At 69.1% G+C, this 21387-nt stretch carries 22 protein-coding genes; 14 read left to right on the top strand and 8 right to left on the bottom strand.

Annotated elements, in window-relative coordinates:
- Positions 1–2: 2 nt before the first annotated feature.
- Complete coding sequence (locus HNV26_RS24910; RefSeq protein ID WP_171442870.1) at positions 3–1097, top strand: EAL domain-containing protein; 1095 nt, start codon at positions 3–5, stop codon at positions 1095–1097.
- Here HNV26_RS24910 and HNV26_RS39035 read toward each other — a convergent pair.
- From HNV26_RS39035 to HNV26_RS24870, 8 genes are all read right to left on the bottom strand, one after another.
- The gene (locus HNV26_RS39035) at positions 1087–2241 is read right to left on the bottom strand and encodes a hypothetical protein (RefSeq protein ID WP_301338492.1); all 1155 of its coding nucleotides are present in this window, start codon (positions 2239–2241) and stop codon (positions 1087–1089) included. The two genes, HNV26_RS24910 and HNV26_RS39035, sit on opposite strands and share 11 nt — an antisense overlap.
- A gap of 180 nt (positions 2242–2421) precedes the next feature.
- A complete protein-coding gene (locus HNV26_RS24900) occupies positions 2422–4038 on the bottom strand; it encodes a hypothetical protein (protein WP_171442878.1) in 1617 nt (538 codons plus the stop codon).
- Positions 4035–4817 (bottom strand): outer membrane lipoprotein-sorting protein, encoded by a 783-nt coding sequence (locus HNV26_RS24895; RefSeq protein WP_171442868.1) that lies wholly within the window; start codon positions 4815–4817, stop codon positions 4035–4037. Before HNV26_RS24895 ends, HNV26_RS24900 begins: the two co-directional genes overlap by 4 nt.
- A gap of 4 nt (positions 4818–4821) precedes the next feature.
- A complete protein-coding gene (locus HNV26_RS24890; RefSeq protein WP_171442867.1) occupies positions 4822–6123 on the bottom strand; it encodes an ABC transporter permease in 1302 nt (433 codons plus the stop codon).
- A 4-nt stretch (positions 6124–6127) separates the two neighbouring features.
- On the bottom strand, positions 6128–8236 hold the full coding sequence (locus HNV26_RS24885; protein WP_171442866.1) for an ABC transporter permease: 2109 nt from the start codon (positions 8234–8236) through the stop codon (positions 6128–6130).
- Between the two features lie 2 nt (positions 8237–8238).
- Positions 8239–8982 (bottom strand): ABC transporter ATP-binding protein, encoded by a 744-nt coding sequence (locus HNV26_RS24880; RefSeq protein WP_171442865.1) that lies wholly within the window; start codon positions 8980–8982, stop codon positions 8239–8241.
- The gene (locus HNV26_RS24875) at positions 8979–9476 is read right to left on the bottom strand and encodes a GbsR/MarR family transcriptional regulator (RefSeq protein WP_171442864.1); all 498 of its coding nucleotides are present in this window, start codon (positions 9474–9476) and stop codon (positions 8979–8981) included. The genes HNV26_RS24880 and HNV26_RS24875 overlap by 4 nt, the downstream gene beginning before the upstream one ends.
- 243 nt (positions 9477–9719) lie before the next feature.
- Positions 9720–10337, bottom strand: a complete 618-nt coding sequence (locus tag HNV26_RS24870; protein ID WP_171442863.1) for an RNA-binding protein — start codon at positions 10335–10337, stop codon at positions 9720–9722.
- Between the two features lie 266 nt (positions 10338–10603).
- Here HNV26_RS24870 and HNV26_RS24865 point away from each other — a divergent pair, with 266 nt between their 5' ends.
- The 13 genes from HNV26_RS24865 to HNV26_RS24805 all read left to right on the top strand — a co-directional run bounded on the left by HNV26_RS24865 (position 10604) and on the right by HNV26_RS24805 (position 21383).
- Positions 10604–10879: a hypothetical protein gene (locus tag HNV26_RS24865; protein WP_026113931.1), complete on the top strand. Its 276-nt coding sequence runs from the start codon at positions 10604–10606 to the stop codon at positions 10877–10879.
- Positions 10880–11017: 138 nt separating this feature from the next.
- Positions 11018–11584 (top strand): hypothetical protein, encoded by a 567-nt coding sequence (locus HNV26_RS24860; RefSeq protein WP_090489483.1) that lies wholly within the window; start codon positions 11018–11020, stop codon positions 11582–11584.
- 30 nt (positions 11585–11614) lie between these two features.
- Positions 11615–12046 carry a tetratricopeptide repeat protein gene (locus HNV26_RS24855; RefSeq protein ID WP_026113930.1) on the top strand — a complete coding sequence of 144 codons (432 nt, stop codon included), beginning with the start codon at positions 11615–11617 and terminating at the stop codon, positions 12044–12046.
- Positions 12047–12062: 16 nt separating this feature from the next.
- Positions 12063–12458 carry a hypothetical protein gene (locus tag HNV26_RS24850; protein ID WP_011552511.1) on the top strand — a complete coding sequence of 132 codons (396 nt, stop codon included), beginning with the start codon at positions 12063–12065 and terminating at the stop codon, positions 12456–12458.
- Between the two features lie 7 nt (positions 12459–12465).
- Positions 12466–13302, top strand: coding sequence for a sigma-70 family RNA polymerase sigma factor (locus HNV26_RS24845; protein ID WP_011552512.1), 837 nt, complete (start codon positions 12466–12468; stop codon positions 13300–13302).
- Entirely contained in the window at positions 13184–13741 is a 558-nt protein-coding gene (locus HNV26_RS24840) for an EscF/YscF/HrpA family type III secretion system needle major subunit (RefSeq protein ID WP_228558309.1), read from the top strand. Before HNV26_RS24845 ends, HNV26_RS24840 begins: the two co-directional genes overlap by 119 nt.
- Positions 13742–13855: 114 nt before the next feature.
- Positions 13856–14674 carry a type III secretion protein gene (locus HNV26_RS24835; protein ID WP_171442862.1) on the top strand — a complete coding sequence of 273 codons (819 nt, stop codon included), beginning with the start codon at positions 13856–13858 and terminating at the stop codon, positions 14672–14674.
- Positions 14675–14745: 71 nt separating this feature from the next.
- On the top strand, positions 14746–16908 hold the full coding sequence (locus HNV26_RS24830; protein WP_171442861.1) for a hypothetical protein: 2163 nt from the start codon (positions 14746–14748) through the stop codon (positions 16906–16908).
- 24 nt (positions 16909–16932) lie between these two features.
- Positions 16933–17604, top strand: coding sequence for a FliH/SctL family protein (locus tag HNV26_RS24825; RefSeq protein ID WP_090489477.1), 672 nt, complete (start codon positions 16933–16935; stop codon positions 17602–17604).
- Positions 17605–17628: 24 nt separating this feature from the next.
- Complete coding sequence (sctN, locus tag HNV26_RS24820; RefSeq protein ID WP_011552517.1) at positions 17629–18942, top strand: type III secretion system ATPase SctN; 1314 nt, start codon at positions 17629–17631, stop codon at positions 18940–18942.
- 51 nt (positions 18943–18993) lie between these two features.
- Positions 18994–19482, top strand: a complete 489-nt coding sequence (locus HNV26_RS24815; protein WP_011552518.1) for a flagellar assembly protein FliH — start codon at positions 18994–18996, stop codon at positions 19480–19482.
- Positions 19483–19515: 33 nt separating this feature from the next.
- Positions 19516–20424: a flagellar hook-length control protein FliK gene (locus HNV26_RS24810; protein ID WP_171442860.1), complete on the top strand. Its 909-nt coding sequence runs from the start codon at positions 19516–19518 to the stop codon at positions 20422–20424.
- Complete coding sequence (locus tag HNV26_RS24805) at positions 20421–21383, top strand: flagellar motor switch protein FliM (protein WP_253816998.1); 963 nt, start codon at positions 20421–20423, stop codon at positions 21381–21383. The genes HNV26_RS24810 and HNV26_RS24805 overlap by 4 nt, the downstream gene beginning before the upstream one ends.
- Positions 21384–21387: the final 4 nt, after the last annotated feature.

Here is a 21387-nt window from a genome sequence, read left to right as displayed (position 1 = left end):
GGATGAGCGACACCCCGACGCGGTCCTGCGGCAGGTGCCAGACGCTTCCTCCCATCGCGGAGGGCGCCGGGCGTCTGTTCCTGTGGAGCCCGGTGGGACACAGCCAGGGCCGGCTGCTGTCCTACCTCCGGGAGGCGCGGCACGAGGTCCAGGTGCGCGCCGAAGCCCAGTGCGTCGAGGTGTGGGTGCCGGAGGCGGCGCTGTCGTCTCTGGCATCGGACCTGGTGGCCGCGCTCACGCAGGAGGAGGCGCGGGCCACCCGGGCGCTGTTCATGCCGGGGGCGGCGGAGCCCGGGCTGGGTGACTATCCCCGGGTGGCTTCACTCCAGCAGCTCGTCACGCGGACGCGCGCGGGGTGGCTGGTGGATTTGCTCTCCGAGGAGCGGCTCACCACGCACTTCCAGCCCATCGTCCATGCGCGGGACACCCGCTGCATCTTCGCGCACGAGGCGTTGATGCGAGGCCTGGAGCCGGACGGCACGCTGGTGCTGCCCGGACGGATGATGCAGACGGCGCGCGAGGCGGACCTGCTGTTCCAGCTGGACCTGGCGGCGCGTACCACGGCCATCCGGCAGGCGGTGAAGCACGGGCTGGACACGCACCTCTTCATCAACTTCACGCCCACGGCCATCTACGACGCCACGTTCTGTCTCCGCTCCACGGTGGAGGCCATCCACGCGGCGGGCATTTCGCCGGAGCGGGTGGTGTTCGAAATCATCGAGACGGACCAGACGGCGGACGCGGAGCATCTGCGCGGCATCGTGGACTTCTACCGCAAGTCGGGTTTCCAGGTGGCGCTGGACGACCTGGGCGCGGGCTTCTCGTCGCTGAACCTCATCCACCGGCTGCGTCCCGACATCATCAAGCTGGACATGGAGCTGGTGCGTGACGTCCACCTGGACCCGTACAAGGGCTCCATCGTGGGGAAGCTCCTGGAGATTGCGCGGACGCTGGGCATCCGCACGGTGGCGGAGGGCATCGAGACGCACGAGGAGTTGCGCTGGGTCCGCGCGCACGGGGTGGACTTCGTGCAGGGCTACCTCATCGCCCGTCCGCAGAGCCCCCCTGTGGGGGCGACGCCGTCGTTCACGGATTGAGCAGGACGTTGCCGGTGGCCTGCCGCTCGAGGTTGGCGGCGCGGAGGATGCTCAGCTGGACGCCTGCCTCCTGGAGGGCGAGCCGGGCATTGTAGCCGTCGCGGTTGTTGACGAAGTTCCGGGCGAGATTGAGCAGCGCACGCACGCGCTCCGCGTGGACGACGACAGTGCCCTGGCCGTCCTCCTCCGCGCTGTCACGCAAGTCGACGAAGGCGTTGTCGGCGATGTCGAGCGCATTGACGACGTCCAGCTCACCCTGTTCCAGCGCAGTGTCCGCCGCGAGCATCCACTGACTGGCGGTTTGAATCTGGGTCAGCCGGTCCTGTCGCGCCTGCTCCACGTCGACCGCGCGGTCGCCGTAGGTGTCCACCTGGAGCTGGACGGCCTGGTTTCGCACGGTGAGGTCGGCGTCGCGCTCGTTGAGCTGGGTTTCGAGCTGCTTCATCCGCTCACGCAGTTGTTCCAGCTCCTGCGCGGGCGCCGGCTGCGTCGTGTTCGGCGTTCCCGCGCCGCCAGTGCCCGTCGGGTTGTTCACGGGCGCTGCGGTGGGCGGTGTGCCAATGGGCTCGGAGCGGCCGATGGGTTCCGAGCGGCCGATGGGCTCCGAGCGGCCAATGGGCTCGGAGCGGCCAATGAAGGCCGGCGTCGCGGGGGCAGGGGAGGGGACCGCGCTGGTCGTGCCGGCTCCACGCTCGCTCTGCCCCGTCACATCCGCCCCCCCCGCACCGCTCGTCGTGCCACCCGTGGTGTCCTGGCCCGTCGAGGTGCCGTCATCACCCGGCTGCTGTCCGCTCCCACCCATCGCGGCCTGCTCCTGTTGCAGCGCCTCCAGGGGCGAGGGGAGTGGCTCGTAGCGCTGTGCGGCCTCCTCGCCGGCGACCTGCCCCGGCGTCGGCGGTGGCGCGCCGTCGGGAAGGACGGGCGTCAGCACGAAGTCGCGTGGTGGCGCGTCCTCCGGCGCCTCATAGACGTAGCCCGCCGGGGGCCTCCGTCCTTCAATCTCTTCCGCCGCCTGCTGGTTCGCGTCCTGGAGCGCCGCCGCGGCCGGGTCCCGGATGGAAGGGTCCTCGGGAGGAATCATGACCGGCGCGTCCGGCAACTGGCCGAGGCCCAACCCTGCGGCGATGGCAATCCAAAGGGGCATGGCGGAAATCTGTCCATCCGTCCGCCCTCGGACACCCGAACTGCCTGTACGGCGCCCGACGGGCCGCTCGCGGGGCGGGCATCCCCGAAACTCCCTGCTCGCGCCCTGAAAACACCCAGGGCCGCGCTCCCGGAAGCAGGGGAGCACGGCCCTCGGGCACCTCAGCACGAGTCGACGGGCTCAGAGGCTGATGCGGAGCCCCGCTCCCAGTTGGAACGTCGGCGCGGGTATGGAGAAGGCCGGAATCGGCTGCCCGTCCACGACGAGCCCCTCCGGCACATCAATGGCGAGCCGGAACTCACCGCCGCGCCGTCCGTAGTTCACCGAGCCGTACGCCTCCACCGTGAGATACGTGAGCGCCCGGTGCATCACGTTGAGCCGCGTGGTGAACGAGCGGTCCGACAGGTTGCCCAGCGTGAACAGGTTGAAGGACGTCCGCTCCAGGGGCCCAGGCCGGTCCAGGAAGAGGTACGCGGCGCCGTAATGCCGTCCCAGGTAGAGCGGGTTGAAGGCGTCCTTCAGCAGCAGGTACGGATACCCGAACGAGCCGGTGTAGCCCGTGGAGTTGAAGAAGTACTCCACGCCCAGCACGGCCAGGTCGTTCTCCCCATAGGGGAAGCTGTAGGTCGCGCCCGCCGTCATCTGCGGCGTGAGCCCCGAGGGAATGTACGCCTCCACCTGGACGCCGTTCTGCGCGATGTCCTCGAGCGTCGTCCCTTCCGGAATGCGGTACAGCGGCCGGTCCGTGCCTTCCTTCAGCGCAACCTCGGCGTAGACGTCCAGCGGCCCCAGCGGTGAGGACACGTCGAGCCCGAAGCGGGGCTTGCGTCCATTCTGCGCCACGGCGCTGGCGCCCAGCTCCGCGGGCCCCAGCAGGACTTCCGCGCGCAGCGCGCCGCCCAGGCGGCCCAGCCGGTTGACCGGGTCGCTGCCGCCGGCCTGCGACGTGGGACTTCCACTCGGGTCGGTGATGGCGCCCACGTCCGTGCCCAGGTCATCCATGACGAGGATGCCGTACACGTTCCATCCCTTGGACTCCCAGGGCACGTGCACCTTCAACATGGACACGCCCGTGCGCAGGTCCACGAAGGCCAGCGGGTCCCGCCGCTGGGGCGACAGGAAGTCCGTGGGGTTCCAGATCTGCCCGGTGCCCCACTTCACGTGCTGCTTGCCCACGGTGAAGAACACCGTGCGCTCCAGGTCGAAGCGCAGCCACGCCTGGTCCAGCAGCACGCGCGGGTTCGCCGGGGCGTCCGGCGTGGTCCGGGGCGGGATGGCGGGGTCGTAGTTCAGGCGTCCCACGACGAAGCCACGGATCCGGTCGGACGGGCGCGCGTCGAGGTAGCCGTCCACCAGCGTGGGGGCGGAGAAGGACGTCTGGCGGAGCGAGGTGTTCTCGCTGCCCGCCATGAAGCCGCGCAGGTAGAACTGACCGCCAATCTTCAGCGGATCGTCCACCACGTCCTCGGTGTCGAAGGCGCTCCGGGTCGCAGGCCCGTTCAACACGTCCGCGTCCCGGTCCTCGACAGGCGCGGTCAGCGGCGGCTGCCGCTCCGTGGCGCCACCGGTGGTGCCAGGGGCCACGTCCGCCGCCGGCTCCGAGCCGTCACCGCCGAAGAGCGCATCCTCCTCCGGCCGGCCTGAGTCCTCGCCCGCGGGTGCCTCCGTGGGCGCCTCCTCCTGCCCGCCTCCGAAGAGCGCGTCCTCGTCGGGGCGCTCCTCGGACTGGGCCCACGTGGGCGTACCGGTGAGGGCCGCGGACAGCGCCGCGGCCAGGGTGAGCGTGCGCGCGGTCATCGGCTCTTGCTCTCGAGCCACGCCTTGGTGAAGAGGTTGGCTTCCAGCGGACGCAGGTCCACTGTCTTGACGAGGATGGTGGTGGAGTTCCCCTTCTCGATTTCGTCGTAGATGCGCATCTCCTCCGGAATCCAGACGTCGTCCTTCTTGGACTCGCTGAACATCTTCTTCCAGCGGGGGTAGAGCGCCGTGCGCATCTTCCGACCGGACAGGGCGTATTCCTCCTGCTTGAGGATGTTGCCGGAGACCTTGTCCACCCAGACCTTGAGGACGGGGTAGGCCACGTCCACGCCGGGCTTGACCTTCAGCGTCATCAGGTGGGCCGTGTACTTGCCCAGCTTCGCCTCGCCCTCGTAGGACGGGTCATACTCCTCGGCCAGCCGCGACTCGTCGAAGTCCGCGCGGCGGCTGTCGGTACCGGCGATGCGCTCGCGCTCGGTGCGGCGCTCCCAGCGGCCCACGTTGGGGTCGTAGTTCCAGAGGTTCTTGTCCAGACGCAGATAGCCCTTGCCCGCCTCCGTCTTGGGCTTGGTGAACAGCATCATCAGCTTGTCGTCCTCGTCGCGGCGGTAGACGACCAGCTCGTAGACGAGGTCCGCCTTCCCCTTCTCCTTCTGCTCCAGGTACACCATCGCCTTGTAGTCGCCGCCGTTTCGCTGGCGGTCGTCGATGGTGGCCAGGAGCTTCACCTGCTCGGCCTGCTCCAGGGCCAGGGCGGCCGGGGCGGACAGCAGCGCCACGGCCATCGCCGCGGCGGACAGCATGTTCTTGAGGCTCATAGGGTCACCCGATGTGGTGCATCGCCGTCACCGGCTTGAGCCGCGCGGCGAGGAAGGAGGGAATGAGCGAGATGGCGGTGGTGCACGCGGTGATGAAGGCCATGGCACCCACGATGGACGAGGGGTGAACGGCCAGATTCAACGTGTCCGACATGATGAAGACCGCGACCACCTCCGGGACGTGCACGGCCATGGCGTTGACGGCCAGGCACAGCACCAGCCCGGCGCTGGCGCCCGCCAGCGTGCCCAGCAGGCCCAGCAGGAGCGCCTCGAAGACGAACATCAGCAGCACGCGCGTGCGCTGCATGCCAATGGCGCGCAGGGTGCCAATCTCCCGGGTGCGCTCCCGGATGGCGATCCACAGCGTGTTCATGATGCCCACGCCGATGATGACCATCAGCACGAAGATGAGCACGCCGGTGAGGCTGTTGAGCGCGGTGAGCGTCCAGGTGATGAAGGAGATTTCATCCTCCCAGTTCGTGATGTCCAGCCGCTGGCCCGTCCAGGCCTCGCGGTTGACCGTCTCGAACTTCATGAAGAACGCGCGCGGGTCGTGGTCCATCACCGTGTGGCCCGCGTCCGTCAGCGTCTGGCGCAGCCGCGCCTGCACCACCGGCACGTGCTGGATGTCCTTCAGGTAGAGCAGCAGGGCGCCCGCGGTGTCGCTCTTGAACTGGTACAGCGAGCGCAGCGTCTCCGACGGCACGAAGATGCCGAAGTCGCTCAGCATGCCCATGTCGGCCGCGATGGCCACCACGCGCGCGTCCACCGTGTTGCTGGCGCCTCGCAGCGTCTGGGCGGCCAGCGTCACGGACTCGCCCACCTGGACGTTGAGCTTCTTCGCCTGCTTCTCGAAGAGCAGCACCGTGCCGGGCTCGGCCAGGCCATCCAGCGCGCCCGCGCGAATCTGCAGGACCTGACGGAGGCCCGGCTCGGACTGGATGTCGATGCCGCCCACGCCCACCTGAATGGAGGACGTCTCACTGACGACCTTGAGCCAGCCCCGGCCGCGCTGGACGGCGAAGTCCAGCTCCGGCACGTCCTTGCGGATCTGCTCCAGGATGGCCGGATAGCCCGTGACGACCGGCGCCGCCTGGCCCGCCGTCACCTTGTAGAAGCCGGCCACGTTGACGTGGCCGGTGGACAGCGTGGTGGCCGAGCGGAGCATCGACTCCTTCATGCCCGTGGACAGGCCCATGAGGATGACGAGCAGCGCGGTGACGCTGGCGATGGCGCCGCCCAGCAGCAGGGTGCGCCTGCGGTGGGTGCCGAGGTTGCGGAATGCGATGAGGAAGAGCTGGAGCATGTTCTCACTCGTCCGTCTGCATCGCCTGGAGGGGCGAGACCCGGGTCGCGAGGAACGCGGGATAGAGGGTGGAGATGGCGGAGACGCCCAGGACGATCACGAACGCCGCCACCAGGTTGCTGGCGCTCAGCGTGGGGAACAGCCGGGGGCCGGAGAAGAAGAAGTAGAGCGCTTCGTTGCCCGCGGGGATGCCGGCGCTGTTGAGCAGGGCCATGATGCCGCTGCCCACCAGTGAGCCGGCCGAGCCGAACACGAGCCCCAGCACCAGCGTCTCCACCAGCACCATGCCCAGGATGAAGGAGCGCTGCGCGCCAATGGCCCGCATCGTTCCCACCTCGCGCACGCGCTGCATGGTGGCCATCATCATGGCGTTGTTGATGATGACCAGCGCCACCACGAAGATGATGAAGACGGCGAAGTAGAGCACCAGCTTCCCGAGCAACACGAACTGCCCGATGATGCCCGCCGCCTCCTGCCAGGACACCACGCGCAGCTTCAGGCCCGCATCCTTCGCCGCCTGCCGCAGCTCCACCATCGTCTGTTCCAGCAGCTCCGGGTCTTTGAGCATCACCGCCGCGCTCAGGGCCACGCCTTGCTCGATTTCCTGCTGGGTGTAGACGCGCTGGAGCAGGTTCTCGCGCGTGAGCGCCCCCTGGTCTCCGGTGAAGGCGGCCTGGTCGTCCACGTCGCTGGACGTGGCCTCGGCCACCAACTCATTGTCGCTGGCCTCTCCGAAGAGGGCCTCCTCGGCCTCGTCCCGGCTGAGGGTTTCCAGGCCGCTCTGCTTCTGGATTTCCGCCAGCTCCGCCTTCTTGTCCGCGGTGAGGTACCCGTACAAGTCCCGGAACGACATCAGGTCCATCAGGCTCAGCGCGCCGGCCATGGCGGACTTCTCCAGGCCCTTGAACTGGTAGGTGCCGTAGACCTTCACGTTGACGCTCTGCATGTAGCCGGTGCGCGTGAAGGCGGTGATGGTGAGCACGTCCCCCATGCGCAGCCGGTAGAGCTCCAGCAGCGGCGCCAGCTCCGAGTAGAACTGGGCGTAGCGGGTGTCGAAGTTGGCGTCGTCGGTGGTGAAGAACTGCGTCAGCAGCTTGTCCAGCGCGGGCTCCTGGCTGCCCAGCAGCTTCTGCAGCCGCTCCACCATCTTCCGCGTCTTGACGGGGTCCAACTGGAAGATGATCTCCCGCGTCTGCGTCTGGTTCTCCTTCACCCACCGCTGAAGGTCCGGGTCGGTGGCGATGGTCTTCTGGTTGAGGTCCCGCTCCTGCTTGATGTGGTCCAGCCGGAGCGCCGACTTCATCTTGAGGAACTCTTCGTAGAAGAACTTGGATAGCAGCATGCCGCGCTGCCCGGTGGGCACCGGCTGTCCGTCCACGATCTCCATGCGGTCGAAGGTGCGCTGGAACGCGTCCAGGTCCGTGCCGGCGTAGCGCAGCTCCAGCATGTCCCCGTCCGGAATCTGCGGGGCGATGCGGTTCTCCAACAGCTCCAGCGCGCTGTAAGGGGCCTCCTCGAAGGTGTCCCAGAACGCGTCCGTGCGCGCCCGGGCGAGCGCTTCCACCTCCGCGGGCTCCTTCTGGGCGCCGCCCAGCTCCTGCTCACTCCTGGCCGTCTGGTCGGCCATCAGCTCGACCATCTGCCGCACGTGCCCCTTGACGCTGTCGATGCTCTCCCTCAGCTCGGGCGTCTCACCGGCTTCGTCGCGCTTCTTGTAGAGCGCGCGCAGGTTCGACAGCGTCATGTCCACGGTGTTGCCGGAGGTGACGATGGCGCCGCTGGTGCCCAGGGGCACCACCGTCTTCACGTTGGGGTGCTTCTCCAGGAAGGGCCGGAGCTGGCTGAAGTCGTCCAGCGCGGCCAGGTCCGGCTCGCCGCTCATGCTGCCGTAGAGGGCCAGCGGGTCCTTGGATTCGTCCGAGTAGACCTGGATGTGGCCCGCGACGCTGCCGATGATGCTGCGGCTCATCGCGCTGTCCATGCTGTCCATCAGCGCTCCGCCCACCACCACGAGCAGGGTGCCGAAGAAGATGATGCCGCCGATGAGCAGGTTGATCTTGCTGGAGAACAGGTTGCGGAAGGCCACCTGCAGCAGCAAACGGAGTTGTCCCATGGTCAGTGGTCTCCAGCGGCCATGGCGCGGCTGGCCTCGGCGGCGCTGATGCGGTCCAGGAACTTGCCGTCCGCCAGCCGTACCACCGCGTTGGCGTGGCTCATCACCTTCGCGTCGTGGGTGGAGAAGATGAAGGTGGTGCCCTCCTTCTGGTTGAGCTCCTTCATCAGGTCGATGATGTTCTGGCCCGTCACCGAGTCCAGGTTGGCCGTGGGCTCGTCCGCGAGCACCAACTGGGGCCGCGTGACGAGCGCGCGCGCCACGGCCACGCGCTGGCGCTGGCCGCCGGACAGCTCGTTGGGCCGGTGCTTGGCGTGGTTGGCCAGTCCCACCTGCTCCAGGAGCTGCATCACCCGCTCCCGGCGCTGGGCCTTGTCCAGCTTGCGCTGGAGCAGCAGGGGGAACTCCACGTTCTGGAAGACGCTGAGCACCTGCACCAGGTTGAAGCTCTGGAAGATGAAGCCAATGGTGTTGAGGCGCAGGTTCGTGAGCTGGCGCTCCGTGAGCTGCTTGGTGTCCTGCCCGGCCACCCGGACCACGCCTCCGGTGGCGGTGTCCACGCACCCGATGAGGTTGAGCAGCGTCGTCTTGCCGCTGCCGGAGGGCCCGGCGATGGAGATGAACTCACCGGCATGGACCTCCAGGTCCACGCCCCGGAGCGCCGGGACCACCACCTTCCCCAGGGTGTAGTCCTTGGTCACATTCGTGATGGAGACGATGGAGGACTGCGATGCGGTGGGATTCATGCGTTACGTCCTTTCGAAGTCTTGGCGGGGCGTGGCGGACGGGGGGCATTCGCTGCGCGCCACCGCTCGGCGATGCCTGCGAGCTCAGCCTTGTAGAAATCACAGAAAGCAGACGCCTCTCGCAAGTTACGATTTCCAGCGAGACGCGGAACCGCGAGGGCCTCGGAGCAGAGTCGTGCGAAGGCGCTCAGGGACTCCTCGGCGACGCGCAGCTTGCTTTCCCAGCCCTGTGAATGAATGACGTAGTAGTGCTGCCGGTCCCCCGGAACGCTGGCGGGTTCCACCAGGCCCATGTCCGTGCAGGCCCGCAGGTTGGTGGACACCGACGCCGCGCTCACGTTGAGCAGCATGGCGATGCGCTTGTTCGACAGGGGTTTGCCCGCGAGCATCAACAGCGCGTAGATGCGCCCGCCGATGCGCGTGCCACCCCGCCGCTCGAAGTACAGCCCCACCGATTCGATGAAGCGCCGTTCGGCGGCCTCCAGTTCCACCATGCCTGTCTCCACGCCTTCTCGGCTGGGCGTCGCGCTGTGGAGCGCACGGCAGCCGGGGTGACGGGCAAGCTTTTAGGCGGCGGGGTTTCGTTCAGTCAATACTGAATGAACTGTATGGAGTGGAGGGTGGGGCGAATCCTCCATGCGCACCTCTCATGGCGCGGGGCCCACAGCCGACGCGCGGCTGCGGGCCCCGAAATCCCCTTCATGGGGTGCAGGTCTGACATGCCCAAGGGTGTGTCATCAGTACGTGTCGGGCGAGGTATTGGAGCCCGTGTCCGGGTTCAGGGTGCTGTCGTCCCCCGCGCCACCGGTGCCCTCGTGCTTGTCCACGCCGGAGCCGCCCATGTGGCTGTCCTGGTTGATGGACGAGTCCGGCGTCAGCGTCGAGTCACCCGCGCCGCCCGTTCCCGAGAGGGAGATGCTCTTGGCGACGTTCTTGGTCTCCTTCACCTCGTAGCTGGCGCGAATCTCCTGGCCGGGGCGCAGGTCCTTGGCCTTCTTCAGGGTCGGGTCGCTGAATCGGGTGCTGCGGTCGACCTCCAGGGGGACCACCGCGCCATGCATGTCGACGAAGATCTTGTCGCTCTCCGCCTTCACCACGCGGCCGCTGAGCTCCTTCTGGCCCATGTTGGCCTGATGGCCCATGGTGCCGGAGCCGCCCTGACCCGGCTCAGTGGGTCTGGTGCTCGTCTCGCGTTCGATGGTGGTGGTGTCCTGCTGGATTTCGGTCTGCCCCACCTGGCCCGAGCCACCCTGGGCCGCCGAGGAGTCCTTCGGCTTGTTCTCGTCGTTGTTGGCCAGGGCGGTACCGGCTCCGAGCATGGCGATGGTGGCGAAGACGCCAACGAGCTTCTTCATGGGGATTCTCCTGTGATTGTTGTGAGTGGGCGGGGGCGGCGACGTCCCCCGTTGGAGAGAACCTAGGTGCGCTCGTGGAACCGGACAGGGCTTGCTCACCCCCCTGCTGGAATGGCCGTTCGCTCTCCGGCCGGTGGGTCGGGGGGCCGCGCGCGTCCGGGGAAGAGGGGAGCGCCTTGTAGGAAGCGGGGCTTTTCCCTTACCGTCGGGGGCCCAGCGCCCACTGGCCAGCCCGGCCGGTGGCCCGACAGGAGACCGTCTCCGCAATGCCCCCGACCGCCAAGCCCTCCCAGACCGCGCAGGACCTTCCCGCGCCCTCGTTTCCCGCCATCGAGTCCCTGCTCGAGGCGGCCTCCGTGGAAGAGGTCCGTGGCTTCTTCGATGGGGTGAAGACGGGCCTCACCGAACTCAAGGGCCCCAAGGTGGAGCAGGGCAAGAAGGCCCAGGCCGCCATTGGCCGCGCGGAGGAGCTGCTGGAGATGCTGGTGGAGACCCGCGAGCGGCTGATCGCCGAATCGAAGGGTGGCAAGGGCCGGAAATGACGGTGGTTTTTCCCCGGGAGACTCTTTTTTTCCGGGGTTAGGCAACCGGCGAGCCCCCCCGCCGATAATGCAAGTGAGAGCATCCTGAGCATCGATGATCTCTGACCTTTCCGCTGAAAGCAGCGCCTGGAGGAAGCAATGGCGAAGATCGACAACATGATGGGCCCGAACGTTCGTCTCTCGACCAACGTCACGACGGCGCGGCAGACGCCGGACACCGGTTTCGGCGCGCGGCTTCACAATGGTCTCAACAGCGCCGCCAGCGCCGTGGGCACGGGTGTGGGCGCGATGGCGGGCATGGTCCCCGGAGGGCAGATCGTCTCCGCCGCCGTCTCCTCGATGCACACGTTCTCCTCGACGGGCGGCTCGGGCATGGGCGCGCCGTACGCGGGCGTGATGAACACCGCGGTGGCGGGCAACCTGGGCGGCGCGGTGGCGCCGGCCGGTGGCGGTGTCGTCGCGGGCGGTCTGGGTGGCGCGGTGGCTGGCTCCGGCTCGCCGCTGGGTCTGGGTGCGCAGGGCACCGGCAGCACCACGGACACCGTCAACGGCAACTTCTCGCTGAACAAGATGGCCGAGGAGAACTCCAAGCTCCTCAACCTGCAGGCCGCCATTCAGCAGGAATCGCAGACTTTCACCGCGATCTCGAACGTGATGAAGTCGCGGAACGATACGATCAAGAACTCCATCAGCAACGTCCGCTAACTGCGGGCGTTGTCGCCCTAGGGAGCGTCAATGGCGGACACCTCGGAGATTTCAAACAGCCTCGTCCCGCTCGGACGCCAGCAGGCCAGAGTCCTGCTGGAGGCCGGTTACCTGTGGCTCGACATGGGCCACTTCGACAAGGCGAAGGAGATCTTCTCCGGGGCGGCCGCGCTGATGCCCCGGAGCGAGGTGCCCCAGCTGGCGCTGGGCGCCGTGGAGTTCTCGCAGGGCCGTCATGACAAGGCCCTGCAGGCCTACCGCGTCGCGCAGCGCCTGGCCCCGCAGTCCGGGCTCCCGCGGGCGCATGCGGGTGAAGCGCTGTTGTTCATGGGGAAGGTGCCCGAGGCGCTCAAGGAGCTGAAGGCCGCCATGGACCTGGATCCGGACGGGGACGGTGCCCGCCTGGCGCAGTCCCTCATCCAGGCCAAGGAGGCGGGAGTCCTGCCTCCGGCGAAGACGTAGGACGGAGGTCACGGCGATGGCTGTCGGCGGTGTCGGACGAGGCGGTGGGAAGGGCCGCGCGGGTGGTGCGAAGGGCCCTGCCGGCGCGGCGCCGGCGGGTGGCGCCAGCTTTGGTGGCCGGGTGGACCGGACGGAGTCTCTTGTCGGGCCCTCGGGTCTGGTAGGCTCCAGCAATGTCCAGGGCCCCCAGGCCGCGGATCCGGTGGCCTCCCAGGCGGTGGCCATTGCCCGGAAGCTGAAGAACGGGGGCTTCAAGAGCAAGGAAGAGGCGACGCAGGCCCTGGTCGCCGAAGTCCTGAAGGAGAAGCTCCGCATGAAGTCTTCCTCCCTCACCACCAAGATTGCAGACGCGCTCCAGGATGATCCGCGGCTGAATCAGGTCCTCGAGCGGCTGTGGTCTAAGGCCGAGTGAGCGGCGCTTGGCTCTGGGCGACGACAGGCAGGTCATCCTTGAGAAGTACGGCCCCTACGTCCGGTCGCTGGCGGCGACCGTGCGCAAGCAGTTCAACGCCCAGCTGGAGCTGGATGAGCTGCTGGCCTACGGCCAGATAGGCCTTCTGGAGGCCGCCGAGCGGTTCGACCCGAAGGTCGGGGCCAACTTCCTCACCTTCGCGCACTACCGCATCAAGGGCGCCATCTTCGACGGGCTTCGGAAGATGGGTGTGCTGCGCGGGTCCGATGCCCGCAACGCCTATGTGGGAGAGCGGGCGGCGGCGTATCTGGGAAATCTTTCGGATCGTGAGGCCGGAGCAGGCAACCGCGGCAGCTCATTCGACGATGATGTGAATGACATCTCGGATGCGGTGACGGGGCTGGCGATGGTCTTCGCCACCAGCATCGAAGGCGCGGACACGGCGGGTTACACCGACGAGTCGCTCCCCGTCGACATCCGGATGGAGCAGGAGCAGCTGAAGACGCGGGTGCGGGCGGCGATCGAGAAGCTCCCGGAGAAGGAGCGGAAGCTCCTGATGGGGTACTACTTCCAGGGCAGGACGCTGGAGGAAGCGGGAGCGGAGATAGGGCAGTCGAAGAGCTGGGCTTCGCGGCTGCATGCGCGGGCAATCGACCGGCTCAAGGAACTCTTGAACGAGGAGGAGGAGCTCCCTCCTTCTCCGATGGATGCAAGGAGGGTCTCACATGGCGGGTCCGATGGCCGGAGTCTCCGCGGCGCAGGTCGCGCAGCAGAAGCTGCAGGATCAGGGCGCTCAGCAGACGAACAAGCAGGGCGCGTCGAAGTTCGACGGAGTTCTCGCTGACAAGGCGCAGGGCGCCGGTCAGGTGGACGCCGCCCAGCAGGTGAACAAGGCCCAGGCGGCGCAGGCCACCCAGCGCACGGATGCCGTGCGTCAGGTGGAGTCCGTCAACAAGACGGAGAAGGCCGCCCTCAACAAGGTGCACGGCGCCCAGGAGTCGGTGACGACCAAGGCGGCGGAGCCGGTGACGGCCAAGGCCGAGGCGTCCAAGTCGTCCAAGGCGGGCGACATGATGACGCAGATTGTCGGCGACCTGGAGAAGGGTCAGGTCAACCTGGAGCACATCATCAAGCAGGCCTCCAGCGGCAAGGCGTTCTCCAACGCGGAGCTGCTGTCGCTCCAGGCCTCCATGTACCAGTACACGCAGCAGCTGGACCTGACGAGCAAGGTGGTGGAGAAGGCGACCACCGGCCTGAAGGACGTCGTCAAGACCCAGGTGTAGGCCCAACCCCGGTTTCCCGGCGGCGCGGCCTCAAGAAGGGCGGTCCCTCCCTCTACGAGCGGGAGGGGGCGCCCTTCCGCGTTTTCCGGGGGCCTAGTAAGCTCCGACCCGCCCATGATTCGCCGACCGCACGCGTTTGCCGCCTCGCTTCTCGCCCTTCTCTTCCTGACGGGCTGCCACATTGAACTCCAGCACGCGCTGAGCGAAGCGGACGCCAACGAAATCTACGTCCTGCTCAGCAAGAACGGCATCAACGCCAAGAAGGAAAAGGAAGAAGGCGGCAACGAGGTGCGGTTCATGATCACCGTGCCCAAGGCGGATGCCGCGCAGGCGGCGGAGCTGCTCAAGCTCAATTCGCTGCCGCGGCCGGTGGAGAAGGGCCTGGCCCATTTCGCCAAGGGCAGCATGGTGCCCACCGCGACGGAGGAGCGCGCCATGCTCCTCAAGGCGATGGGCGGCGAGGTCTCCAATGCGCTGAATCAGATCGACGGCGTGCTGGAAGCGCGCGCCATCGTGATGATTCCGGAGAACAACGACCTCACGCAGCCGGAGAACAAGCCGATGCCGTCCGCGTCGGTGTTCATCAAGTACCGCCCGGGCGAGGGGGGCAAGCCGCCCATCGACACTGCCGTGGTGCAGCAGTTCGCGGCCACCGCGGTGCCGGAGCTGAAGGCCAGCGCGGTGACGGTGCTGATGACGCAGGCCCTGCCGCCGTCGGCGGAGACGGACGCGGAGAGCCGCCTGCAGGACGTGCTGGGGCTGCGCATGACGGCGGCCAGCGCCAGCCAGTTCAAGGTGATGTTCGCGGGCGCCTTCGTGCTGGTGCTGGCGATGCTGGGCCTGACGATGTGGACCTTCATGCGCGGCGGCTCCAGCAGCGCCCCCGCTGCGCGCGCCGGAGCGCGTGCCCGCGGTCGTCCTCCCGAGGCTTGACGTCACCGCCCCTCACGGTGGGGCTTCCCTCCTTCTCCCAGCGGGCGTCCGTGGGGCCCGCGAGGTGACGTTTGGACTCGTTCTTCACCTCGCTCAACAAGCGCCAGAGCATGCTGCTCCTGACGGCCGTGACGTTCTGCGGCCAGGAGAGCCTCGGCGCCTTGGAGCACCTTCCCGAAGAGGAGGGGGCGCTTCTGCGTCATCGCGCGCAGGAGCTGCTTCAGGTTCCGCGCGAGAAGCGCATCCCCGCGCTGGTGCAGGAAATCAAGCGGCTGGTGAAGGACCGCCGGGGTCAGCTCTGGAGCGCCGAACCGGAGCGGCTGGCCGCGCTGCTACAACGTGAGCGGGGCGCGTTGGTGGAAGTGGTGCTGCGCGCGCTGCCGGGCACGCTGGCGGAGGCGGTGCGCGCGCATCTGCCGCCCTCGCGCGTGAAGCTGACCCGTGAAGTCCGCCCGCAGGTCCTGGACATCGTCCGGTGGAAGCTGGAGGAGCTGCTCGCGCGCGAGCTCGCTGGGCAGCAGGCCGCGGGCTTCAAGTTCGCGGACGTGCTCCAGCTTCAGCAGCGGGAGCTGCTCACCATGTGCGACCGGTTGGGCGCGCGGGTGCTGGGGCCGGCGCTGGCGGGCCTTCCGGACGCGGAGCGCGAGGCCTTGCTGGAGCAACTGCCGCCGGACTTGAAGCTGCTGGCCACCAAGGCCGTGGCAGCCAACGCTCCGCGCAAGCTGCCGGAGGAGGATTCCCGGGCGCAGTTGGAGCCGCACGAGGGCCTGACGCGGCCCGCCGTGGCGCTGCGCAGCGCGGGGGCTCAGCGGCTGGCGCGCGCATGCGTGGCGCAGTCTCCGGAGTTCGCCGCGCGCATGCTGGAGAAGTACCGCGGTGAGTTCGGGAGCCTGCTGGCGAAGTGGGTGCGCGAGGAGCGCGTGCGCCCCACCGCGCGAGGCGATGGCGGCCGGACCGACATCGTGATGGACCTGGAGCGGCTGGCCACGCGTGGCCTCATCGAGCGGCCGGTCCGCCTGGCGACACCGCCGCCCCCGCGTCAGTCCGCCGTTCTTCCTCCGCCTCCGGGAGCCCGGAAGGCGGCTGCCGCGGCGGCGCCACCCGCGGGCAAGGCGGCGGCGCCCGGTGGGGCAGCACCTGCTGGGGGGGCACCTGCCAAGGCCGCACCTGCTGGGGCCGCACCTGCCAAGGCGGCACCTGCTGGCCGGGATGTGCCGTCACGACCGCCGGTGCGGGGGGCGGCCCCGGGGGCGGCTCGCCAGGGCGCGGGAGCACCGGCCCGGCGGGACTTCATGGCGGAGCGGGCGGCGCGAAACGCCGGTGTGTTGTCCTCGCGTGAGCCCTCCCGAGTGGCCACGCCCGCGAAGCGACAGGATGGCTCCGCGGTGCACCGGATGCCGGCCCGGCGTGAGCCCGCGAACGCGGGCGGCGCGGGGGCTCGCCGTGAGGGGGAGGGGCCCGATACGCGCCCGCCTCGCGCGGATCCAGAGGGCGCGCGCATCGGTCCGCCGCCTTCTCGGCTGGGGCAGCGCGGCGCACGGCCTCGCCCGCAGGACCCCGACACGCTGTCGGAGCGGGACCGCGCGCGGGTCGCCGAGGGTTCCCGGGTGCATTCGCGTCCGCCGGAGGAGCGTTCCCGGGTGGCCGAGGGCTCGCGAGTTCAGGCGGGAGGCCAGGGCGAGCGCTCGCGGGTTCAAGCTGGCGCTCAGGACGAACGCTCACGCGTGGCCGAGGGCTCGCGCGTCCATGCCAACGTTCCTGACGAGCGCTCCCGTGTGGCGGAGGGCTCCCGCGTCCATGCCAACGTTCCTGACGAGCGCTCCCGTGTGGCGGAGGGCTCGCGCGTCCAGGCGCGCCCAGCGGATGATCGCTCCCGCGTCGCGTCCCGGGGGCCGCAGCGTCCGGCGGAGGAGCCTCCCCGGGCCGCTCGGATGAAGTTCGGGGCCGCAGAGCCGGAGCGGGAGGACTCGGAGGTCTCCCGGGTGTTCCGCTCGCGCGCGTCCGGTGCCCAGGGGAGCGGCGGCCGGGCCAGGCCCCCCGAGGCGGAGCAGGAGCCGGAGCGTCCCCCCCGGGTGCTGGTGGGGCGGGCCATCACCTCGCCGTCCCTGGCGCCCATGCCCAAGCCCCGGGGGGAGGGCACGGCCGTCCAGCGTCGTCCCCGCTCTCCGTCGGGTACCGACCGTCCTGTGCCTCCGGGTGCAGGGGGACGTGGAACCAAGGGCGGAACGCGCTAGCATCCGGCTCGCAAGGAGCGGCCCATGGCGATCGGCAAGGTGATTCGAGGTGATGGGACGGCGGAGCCGGCGCACGCGCCCGAGCGTCCCGTGCTGCGGCCTCCCCGCGCGGGGGTGATGAACGCCGAGGTCTTCGAGGCCCGGCAGGGCGCGTCGGCCATCCTAGAGGAGGCGCAGCGCGAGAAGGAGCGCATCCTCGCGGAGGCGCAGCGCGAGCGCGAGGAGCTCCTCGCCAAGACGCGTGAGCAGGGCCGCCAGGAAGGCCTGGCGCAGGCCACCGAAATCATCCTTCGCGCGAAGATGCAGGCGGGGGAGGTGCTGACCGGCCACGAGCAGGACGTCATCGCGCTGTCGCTCAAGGTGGCGGAGAAGATCATCGGCCGGAGCCTGGAGAAGGACCCGGAGCTGATGGTGGAGCTGTGCGCCGCGGCCATCGAGAACCTGCGCAGCGCCCGCTCCATGATTCTGCGGGTCCACCCGAAGACGGCCGCCGTGCTCCGCGCGAAGAAGCCGGTCCTGATGGAGCTCATCGGCCGCGCGGTGGACCTGGCCATCAAGGAGGACCCCGAGGTGGCCCCCGTGGGCTGCATCGTCCAGACGGAGTTCGGCACGGTGGACGCACAGCTTCCCACGCAGTTGGAGATGCTCCAGAACGTCCTGTTGCCGGACACCGCGCGCAAGGAAGGGCCGGCTTGAGCCGGAGCGTCAAGGGACTCGCCCATGGCCATTGACCTCTCGCGGTACTTCGACCTCATCAAGGAAGCGCAGGTCGTGCGCGTGCGCGGCCGCGTCACGGAGCTGACGGGCCTCATCATCAAGGCCAGCGTGCCCAACGTCCGCGTGGGCGAGCTGGTGCTCATCAAGAGCCGCAACCGCGGCGCGGTGAAGGCGGAGGTGGTGGGCTTCCAGGGGGATGAGGTGATGCTCATGCCCCTGGGCGAGCTGCACGGCATCGGTCCGGACAGCGAGGTCATCCCCACCGGCAAGCCGCTGAGCATCAAGTGTGGAGAGGCGCTGCTGGGCCGCGTGCTCAACGGAATCGGCGAGCCCATGGACGGCCACCCGTTGCCGGAGGAGGGCCTCATCGACTGGTCCGTGGACCGCGACTGCCCGGACCCCTTCACCCGTCAGCGCATCGAGCGGCCACTGCCCCTGGGCGTGCGCTGCATCGACGGGCTGCTCACGGTGGGGGAGGGCCAGCGCGTGGGCCTCTTCGCCGGCTCCGGCGTCGGCAAGTCCACGCTGATGGGGCAGATTGCCCGGAACACCAAGGCGGACCTCTGTGTGGTGGCGCTCATCGGCGAGCGTGGCCGCGAAGTCCGTGAGTTCATCGAAGACGCCATGGGCGAGGAGGGCATGAAGCGCTCCGTGCTGGTGTGCGCCACCTCCGACCAGCCCAGCCTCGTGCGTCTGCGCGCGGCCTATGTCGCCACCGCCATCGCCGAGTACTTCCGCGAGCGCGGCGGCAACGTGCTCTTCATGCTGGATACGGTGACGCGTCTGGCGCGTGCCCAGCGTGAGATTGGCCTCGCCGTGGGGGAGCCCCCGGCCCGTCAGGGTTACCCGCCGAGCGTGTTCTCCATGCTGCCTCGCATCCTGGAGCGCACGGGCAACTCGGAGAAGGGCAAGTGCACCGCCATCTACACCTGCCTCGTGGCCGGCGGTGACATGGAAGAGCCCATCGCCGACGAGGTCCGCGGTATTCTCGACGGCCACTTCATCCTCAACCGTGCCCTGGGTGAGCGCAACCAGTGGCCCGCGATGGACGTGCTCGCCAGCCTCAGCCGTGTGATGAGCGGCATCGTCTCCAAGGACCACAAGAAGGCGGCGGGACGGCTCCGAGAGCTGCTCTCCACGTATGAGAAGCAGCGCGACCTCATCCTCCTGGGGGCCTACCAGTACGGGACGGATCCCCGCACGGATCAGGCCATCGACAAGTACGACGCCATCATCGACTTCCTCAAGCAGGACACCCACTCCAACTCCGGGTTCGAGGAGACGGTGGAGCAGCTGATCGCCCTGTTCGACGAGTAAGGCGCTGGCCAGGGGTGCGCTGCTGGGATTCCGGGTTAGGATGGGGCCAACATGCCCCCGTACCGGTTGCAGGCCCTGCAGGACATGCGCGCCCGGGCCAAGGAAGAGGCGGAGCAGGCCTTCTCCTCCGCCATCAAGGCGCTGGAGAAGGAGAAGGCGGAGCTCCAGCGTCTCATCGACGACCTGGAGCAGCGCAAGCGCGAGCGCAAGGCGAAGGTGGCCGCCTACCTGAAGGAGGTCATGTTCAAGGGTGCCGGCATCAACGGCATGAACATGATGAACCGCTTCGAGGAGCGCCTGAAGGACGAAGAGGCGCAGGTGGCGCTGGAGGTGGAGCGTCAGCGGGAGGCCGTCAAGGTGGCAGAACGGCTGGTGGAGCAGCGCCGGCGGGAGATGGCCGAGGCGGCGAAGGAGCTGAAGGCCATCGAGAAGCACCGAGAGAACTGGCAGAAGCAGGTGAAGTACGAGCGACAGCAGCGTGAGGAACTGAACCAGGAGGAGATTGGCAACGCCTTGTTCCTGGCGCGCCAGCGCAAGTAACCTGCGCCCTCCCCATCCCCCTGGAATGACGTCATGAGCCGAGTTGACGACGATCGCGAAGCAGCGCGCCTGGCCGAGCGCCTCCTCCAGGAGAAGAAGCTCGCCGAGGGGCAGGCCAAGAAGCGCCAGGAGGGGGCTTCCGCCTTCCAGCGGCTGATGCAGCAGGCCCAGCAGCCGCCTCCGTCGCCGGGCCCGGCGCCCGCGGAGCCCCAGCCGCAACAGGGCGGTCTGGCGCGCGCCGTGCTCGCGCGGGCCACTCAGCAGGGCAAGACGTTTGGTGAGCGGGTGCAGCAGGAGCAGCAGCCCGCCATGAAGGAGCTGGCCCAGCCTCAAGCCCAGGCGCAGGGCCAGGCCGCGGAGGCGCGGGGCGGCTCGCGCGCGTCGGACGCCCGGGACGCCCGGCGCACCGACGAGAAGCGGACCTCCGAGAGCCGCGAGAAGGACCTGGGCAAGGCGGAGTCCTCCCTGGGGCAGGTCAGCTCCGAGCGGGGCGCCGCCATCCGGGCGGATGCCGACGCGGGCGGCGGTAAGGGCAGTGGCGGTGGCAAGGACAAGAAGGACGGCGGGGCGGAGTCCATCGCCCCCGGCTTCCGCTTCAACCCCGCGTTGATGGCGCCGGTGCCCGTGGCCAAGCCCAAGGACACCGCGGGCTCGGAGCGCCTGCGGGCCCTGGCCACCGAGATTGCGCAGAAGATTGTCGACCGCGTCCGCGTGGGCACCAACGCCGCGGGCAACGCTGAGTTCCAGATCGACCTGCGGGGCGACGTGCTCAGCGGTCTGTCCATCAAGGTCAGCGCCCGGAACGGGAAGATTTCGGCCACCTTCAGCGGCAGCAACCGCGAGGTGCTCAAGCAGCTCGAAGGCGCCAGCGAGGGACTGCGGTCCGCGCTCAGTGGCCGTGGGCTCCGGCTTGAAGACGTCCGCTTCGAGGCGAAGGCATGAGTCTCGAATCCGAGGACGAAGGTTCGGGCGTCCACGAGCGCACGATGCTGGTGGACCTGCGCCAGCTCCGGCCTTCGCGCCAGGAGCCGCCGCAGGAGCCCCCTGCATCCCAGGAGCCACCCGCCAGCCAGGAGCGGGGCTGGCGGCCCTTCGCTTTCCGGAACCTGGAGAAGGTCTCTCGTGCGCAGGGGCTGCTCGCGGAGCGCTTGCGGTGGCTGACGCCCGCGGACGGCACGACGGCGGCCGTGGCGGCTCGGCTCACGGAGCTGTTCGACGCGGAGGTGCGCCTGACGGTGGAGTCCGTCCAGGTGCGGCCCATGGCGGAGCTGCGGCGCTTCCTGGGCGACCCCACCTTCCTGGCGGTGCTCGCGCCCGGGGCGCTCCAGGGCCGGGCGGTGCTGGAGGTGGAGCTCGCGCTGGCGCACGTGGCGGTGGACCTGCTGCTGGGCGGCGCCGGTGAGACGGTGGGCCTGAGGCCGCTGACGGACATCGAGGAGGGCGTGATGGCCTACGTCGTCCTCGAGGGGCTCAAGCTGCTGGTGCCGGGGCTGCAGGCGGCGGTGCCGCGCCCCCGGTTGGACGGCGTGGCGCGGGGCGTGGACGAGGTCTCCGCGCGGCTGGGGGATGATGGCCCCATGCTGGCGGTCCACCTGCAGGCGACGCTGGGACCGCACAGCGGCATGGTGCGGCTGGTGGTGCCCGCGGCGGTGCTGGACGCGGCCGAGCCGGCGGTGGAGAGCACGCAGCGGCGGGCCCGGGGGAAGGCGGACCTGGAGGCCTTCGCGAGCCGCCTGTCGGCGGTGCGCAGCTGGCTGCGCGCGGAGATTGGCTCGGCCGAGATTTCCGGCCAGGACCTGGCGAGCCTGCGGGTGAAGGACGTGTTGCTGGTGGACGCGTTGTCGGCGCGCACGGACAAGGGCGAGGCGGGCACCGCGCGGCACCAAGCAACAGGCGCATGAGGGG

This window comes from Myxococcus xanthus (assembly GCF_013116825.1).
GTDB lineage: Bacteria > Myxococcota > Myxococcia > Myxococcales > Myxococcaceae > Myxococcus > Myxococcus xanthus_B.
This window is presented reverse-complemented; position numbering and strand designations above follow the sequence as displayed.

What these genes read in the sequence shown, in the direction of transcription:
- HNV26_RS24860 (WP_090489483.1), top strand. Translation starts at nt 11,018, where the DNA reads ATGGCGAAGATCGACAACATGATGGGCCCGAACGTTCGTCTCTCGACC.
- HNV26_RS24870 (WP_171442863.1), bottom strand. Translation starts at nt 10,337, where the DNA reads ATGAAGAAGCTCGTTGGCGTCTTCGCCACCATCGCCATGCTCGGAGCC.
- HNV26_RS24885 (WP_171442866.1), bottom strand. Translation starts at nt 8,236, where the DNA reads ATGGGACAACTCCGTTTGCTGCTGCAGGTGGCCTTCCGCAACCTGTTC.
- HNV26_RS24850 (WP_011552511.1), top strand. Translation starts at nt 12,063, where the DNA reads ATGGCTGTCGGCGGTGTCGGACGAGGCGGTGGGAAGGGCCGCGCGGGT.
- HNV26_RS24840 (WP_228558309.1), top strand. Translation starts at nt 13,184, where the DNA reads ATGGCGGGTCCGATGGCCGGAGTCTCCGCGGCGCAGGTCGCGCAGCAG.
- HNV26_RS24900 (WP_171442878.1), bottom strand. Translation starts at nt 4,038, where the DNA reads ATGACCGCGCGCACGCTCACCCTGGCCGCGGCGCTGTCCGCGGCCCTC.
- sctN (WP_011552517.1), top strand. Translation starts at nt 17,629, where the DNA reads ATGGCCATTGACCTCTCGCGGTACTTCGACCTCATCAAGGAAGCGCAG.
- HNV26_RS24805 (WP_253816998.1), top strand. Translation starts at nt 20,421, where the DNA reads ATGAGTCTCGAATCCGAGGACGAAGGTTCGGGCGTCCACGAGCGCACG.
- HNV26_RS24865 (WP_026113931.1), top strand. Translation starts at nt 10,604, where the DNA reads ATGCCCCCGACCGCCAAGCCCTCCCAGACCGCGCAGGACCTTCCCGCG.
- HNV26_RS24855 (WP_026113930.1), top strand. Translation starts at nt 11,615, where the DNA reads ATGGCGGACACCTCGGAGATTTCAAACAGCCTCGTCCCGCTCGGACGC.
- HNV26_RS24810 (WP_171442860.1), top strand. Translation starts at nt 19,516, where the DNA reads ATGAGCCGAGTTGACGACGATCGCGAAGCAGCGCGCCTGGCCGAGCGC.
- HNV26_RS24825 (WP_090489477.1), top strand. Translation starts at nt 16,933, where the DNA reads ATGGCGATCGGCAAGGTGATTCGAGGTGATGGGACGGCGGAGCCGGCG.
- HNV26_RS24835 (WP_171442862.1), top strand. Translation starts at nt 13,856, where the DNA reads ATGATTCGCCGACCGCACGCGTTTGCCGCCTCGCTTCTCGCCCTTCTC.
- HNV26_RS24890 (WP_171442867.1), bottom strand. Translation starts at nt 6,123, where the DNA reads ATGCTCCAGCTCTTCCTCATCGCATTCCGCAACCTCGGCACCCACCGC.
- HNV26_RS24875 (WP_171442864.1), bottom strand. Translation starts at nt 9,476, where the DNA reads ATGGTGGAACTGGAGGCCGCCGAACGGCGCTTCATCGAATCGGTGGGG.
- HNV26_RS24910 (WP_171442870.1), top strand. Translation starts at nt 3, where the DNA reads ATGAGCGACACCCCGACGCGGTCCTGCGGCAGGTGCCAGACGCTTCCT.
- HNV26_RS24815 (WP_011552518.1), top strand. Translation starts at nt 18,994, where the DNA reads ATGCCCCCGTACCGGTTGCAGGCCCTGCAGGACATGCGCGCCCGGGCC.
- HNV26_RS24895 (WP_171442868.1), bottom strand. Translation starts at nt 4,817, where the DNA reads ATGAGCCTCAAGAACATGCTGTCCGCCGCGGCGATGGCCGTGGCGCTG.
- HNV26_RS39035 (WP_301338492.1), bottom strand. Translation starts at nt 2,241, where the DNA reads ATGCCCCTTTGGATTGCCATCGCCGCAGGGTTGGGCCTCGGCCAGTTG.
- HNV26_RS24880 (WP_171442865.1), bottom strand. Translation starts at nt 8,982, where the DNA reads ATGAATCCCACCGCATCGCAGTCCTCCATCGTCTCCATCACGAATGTG.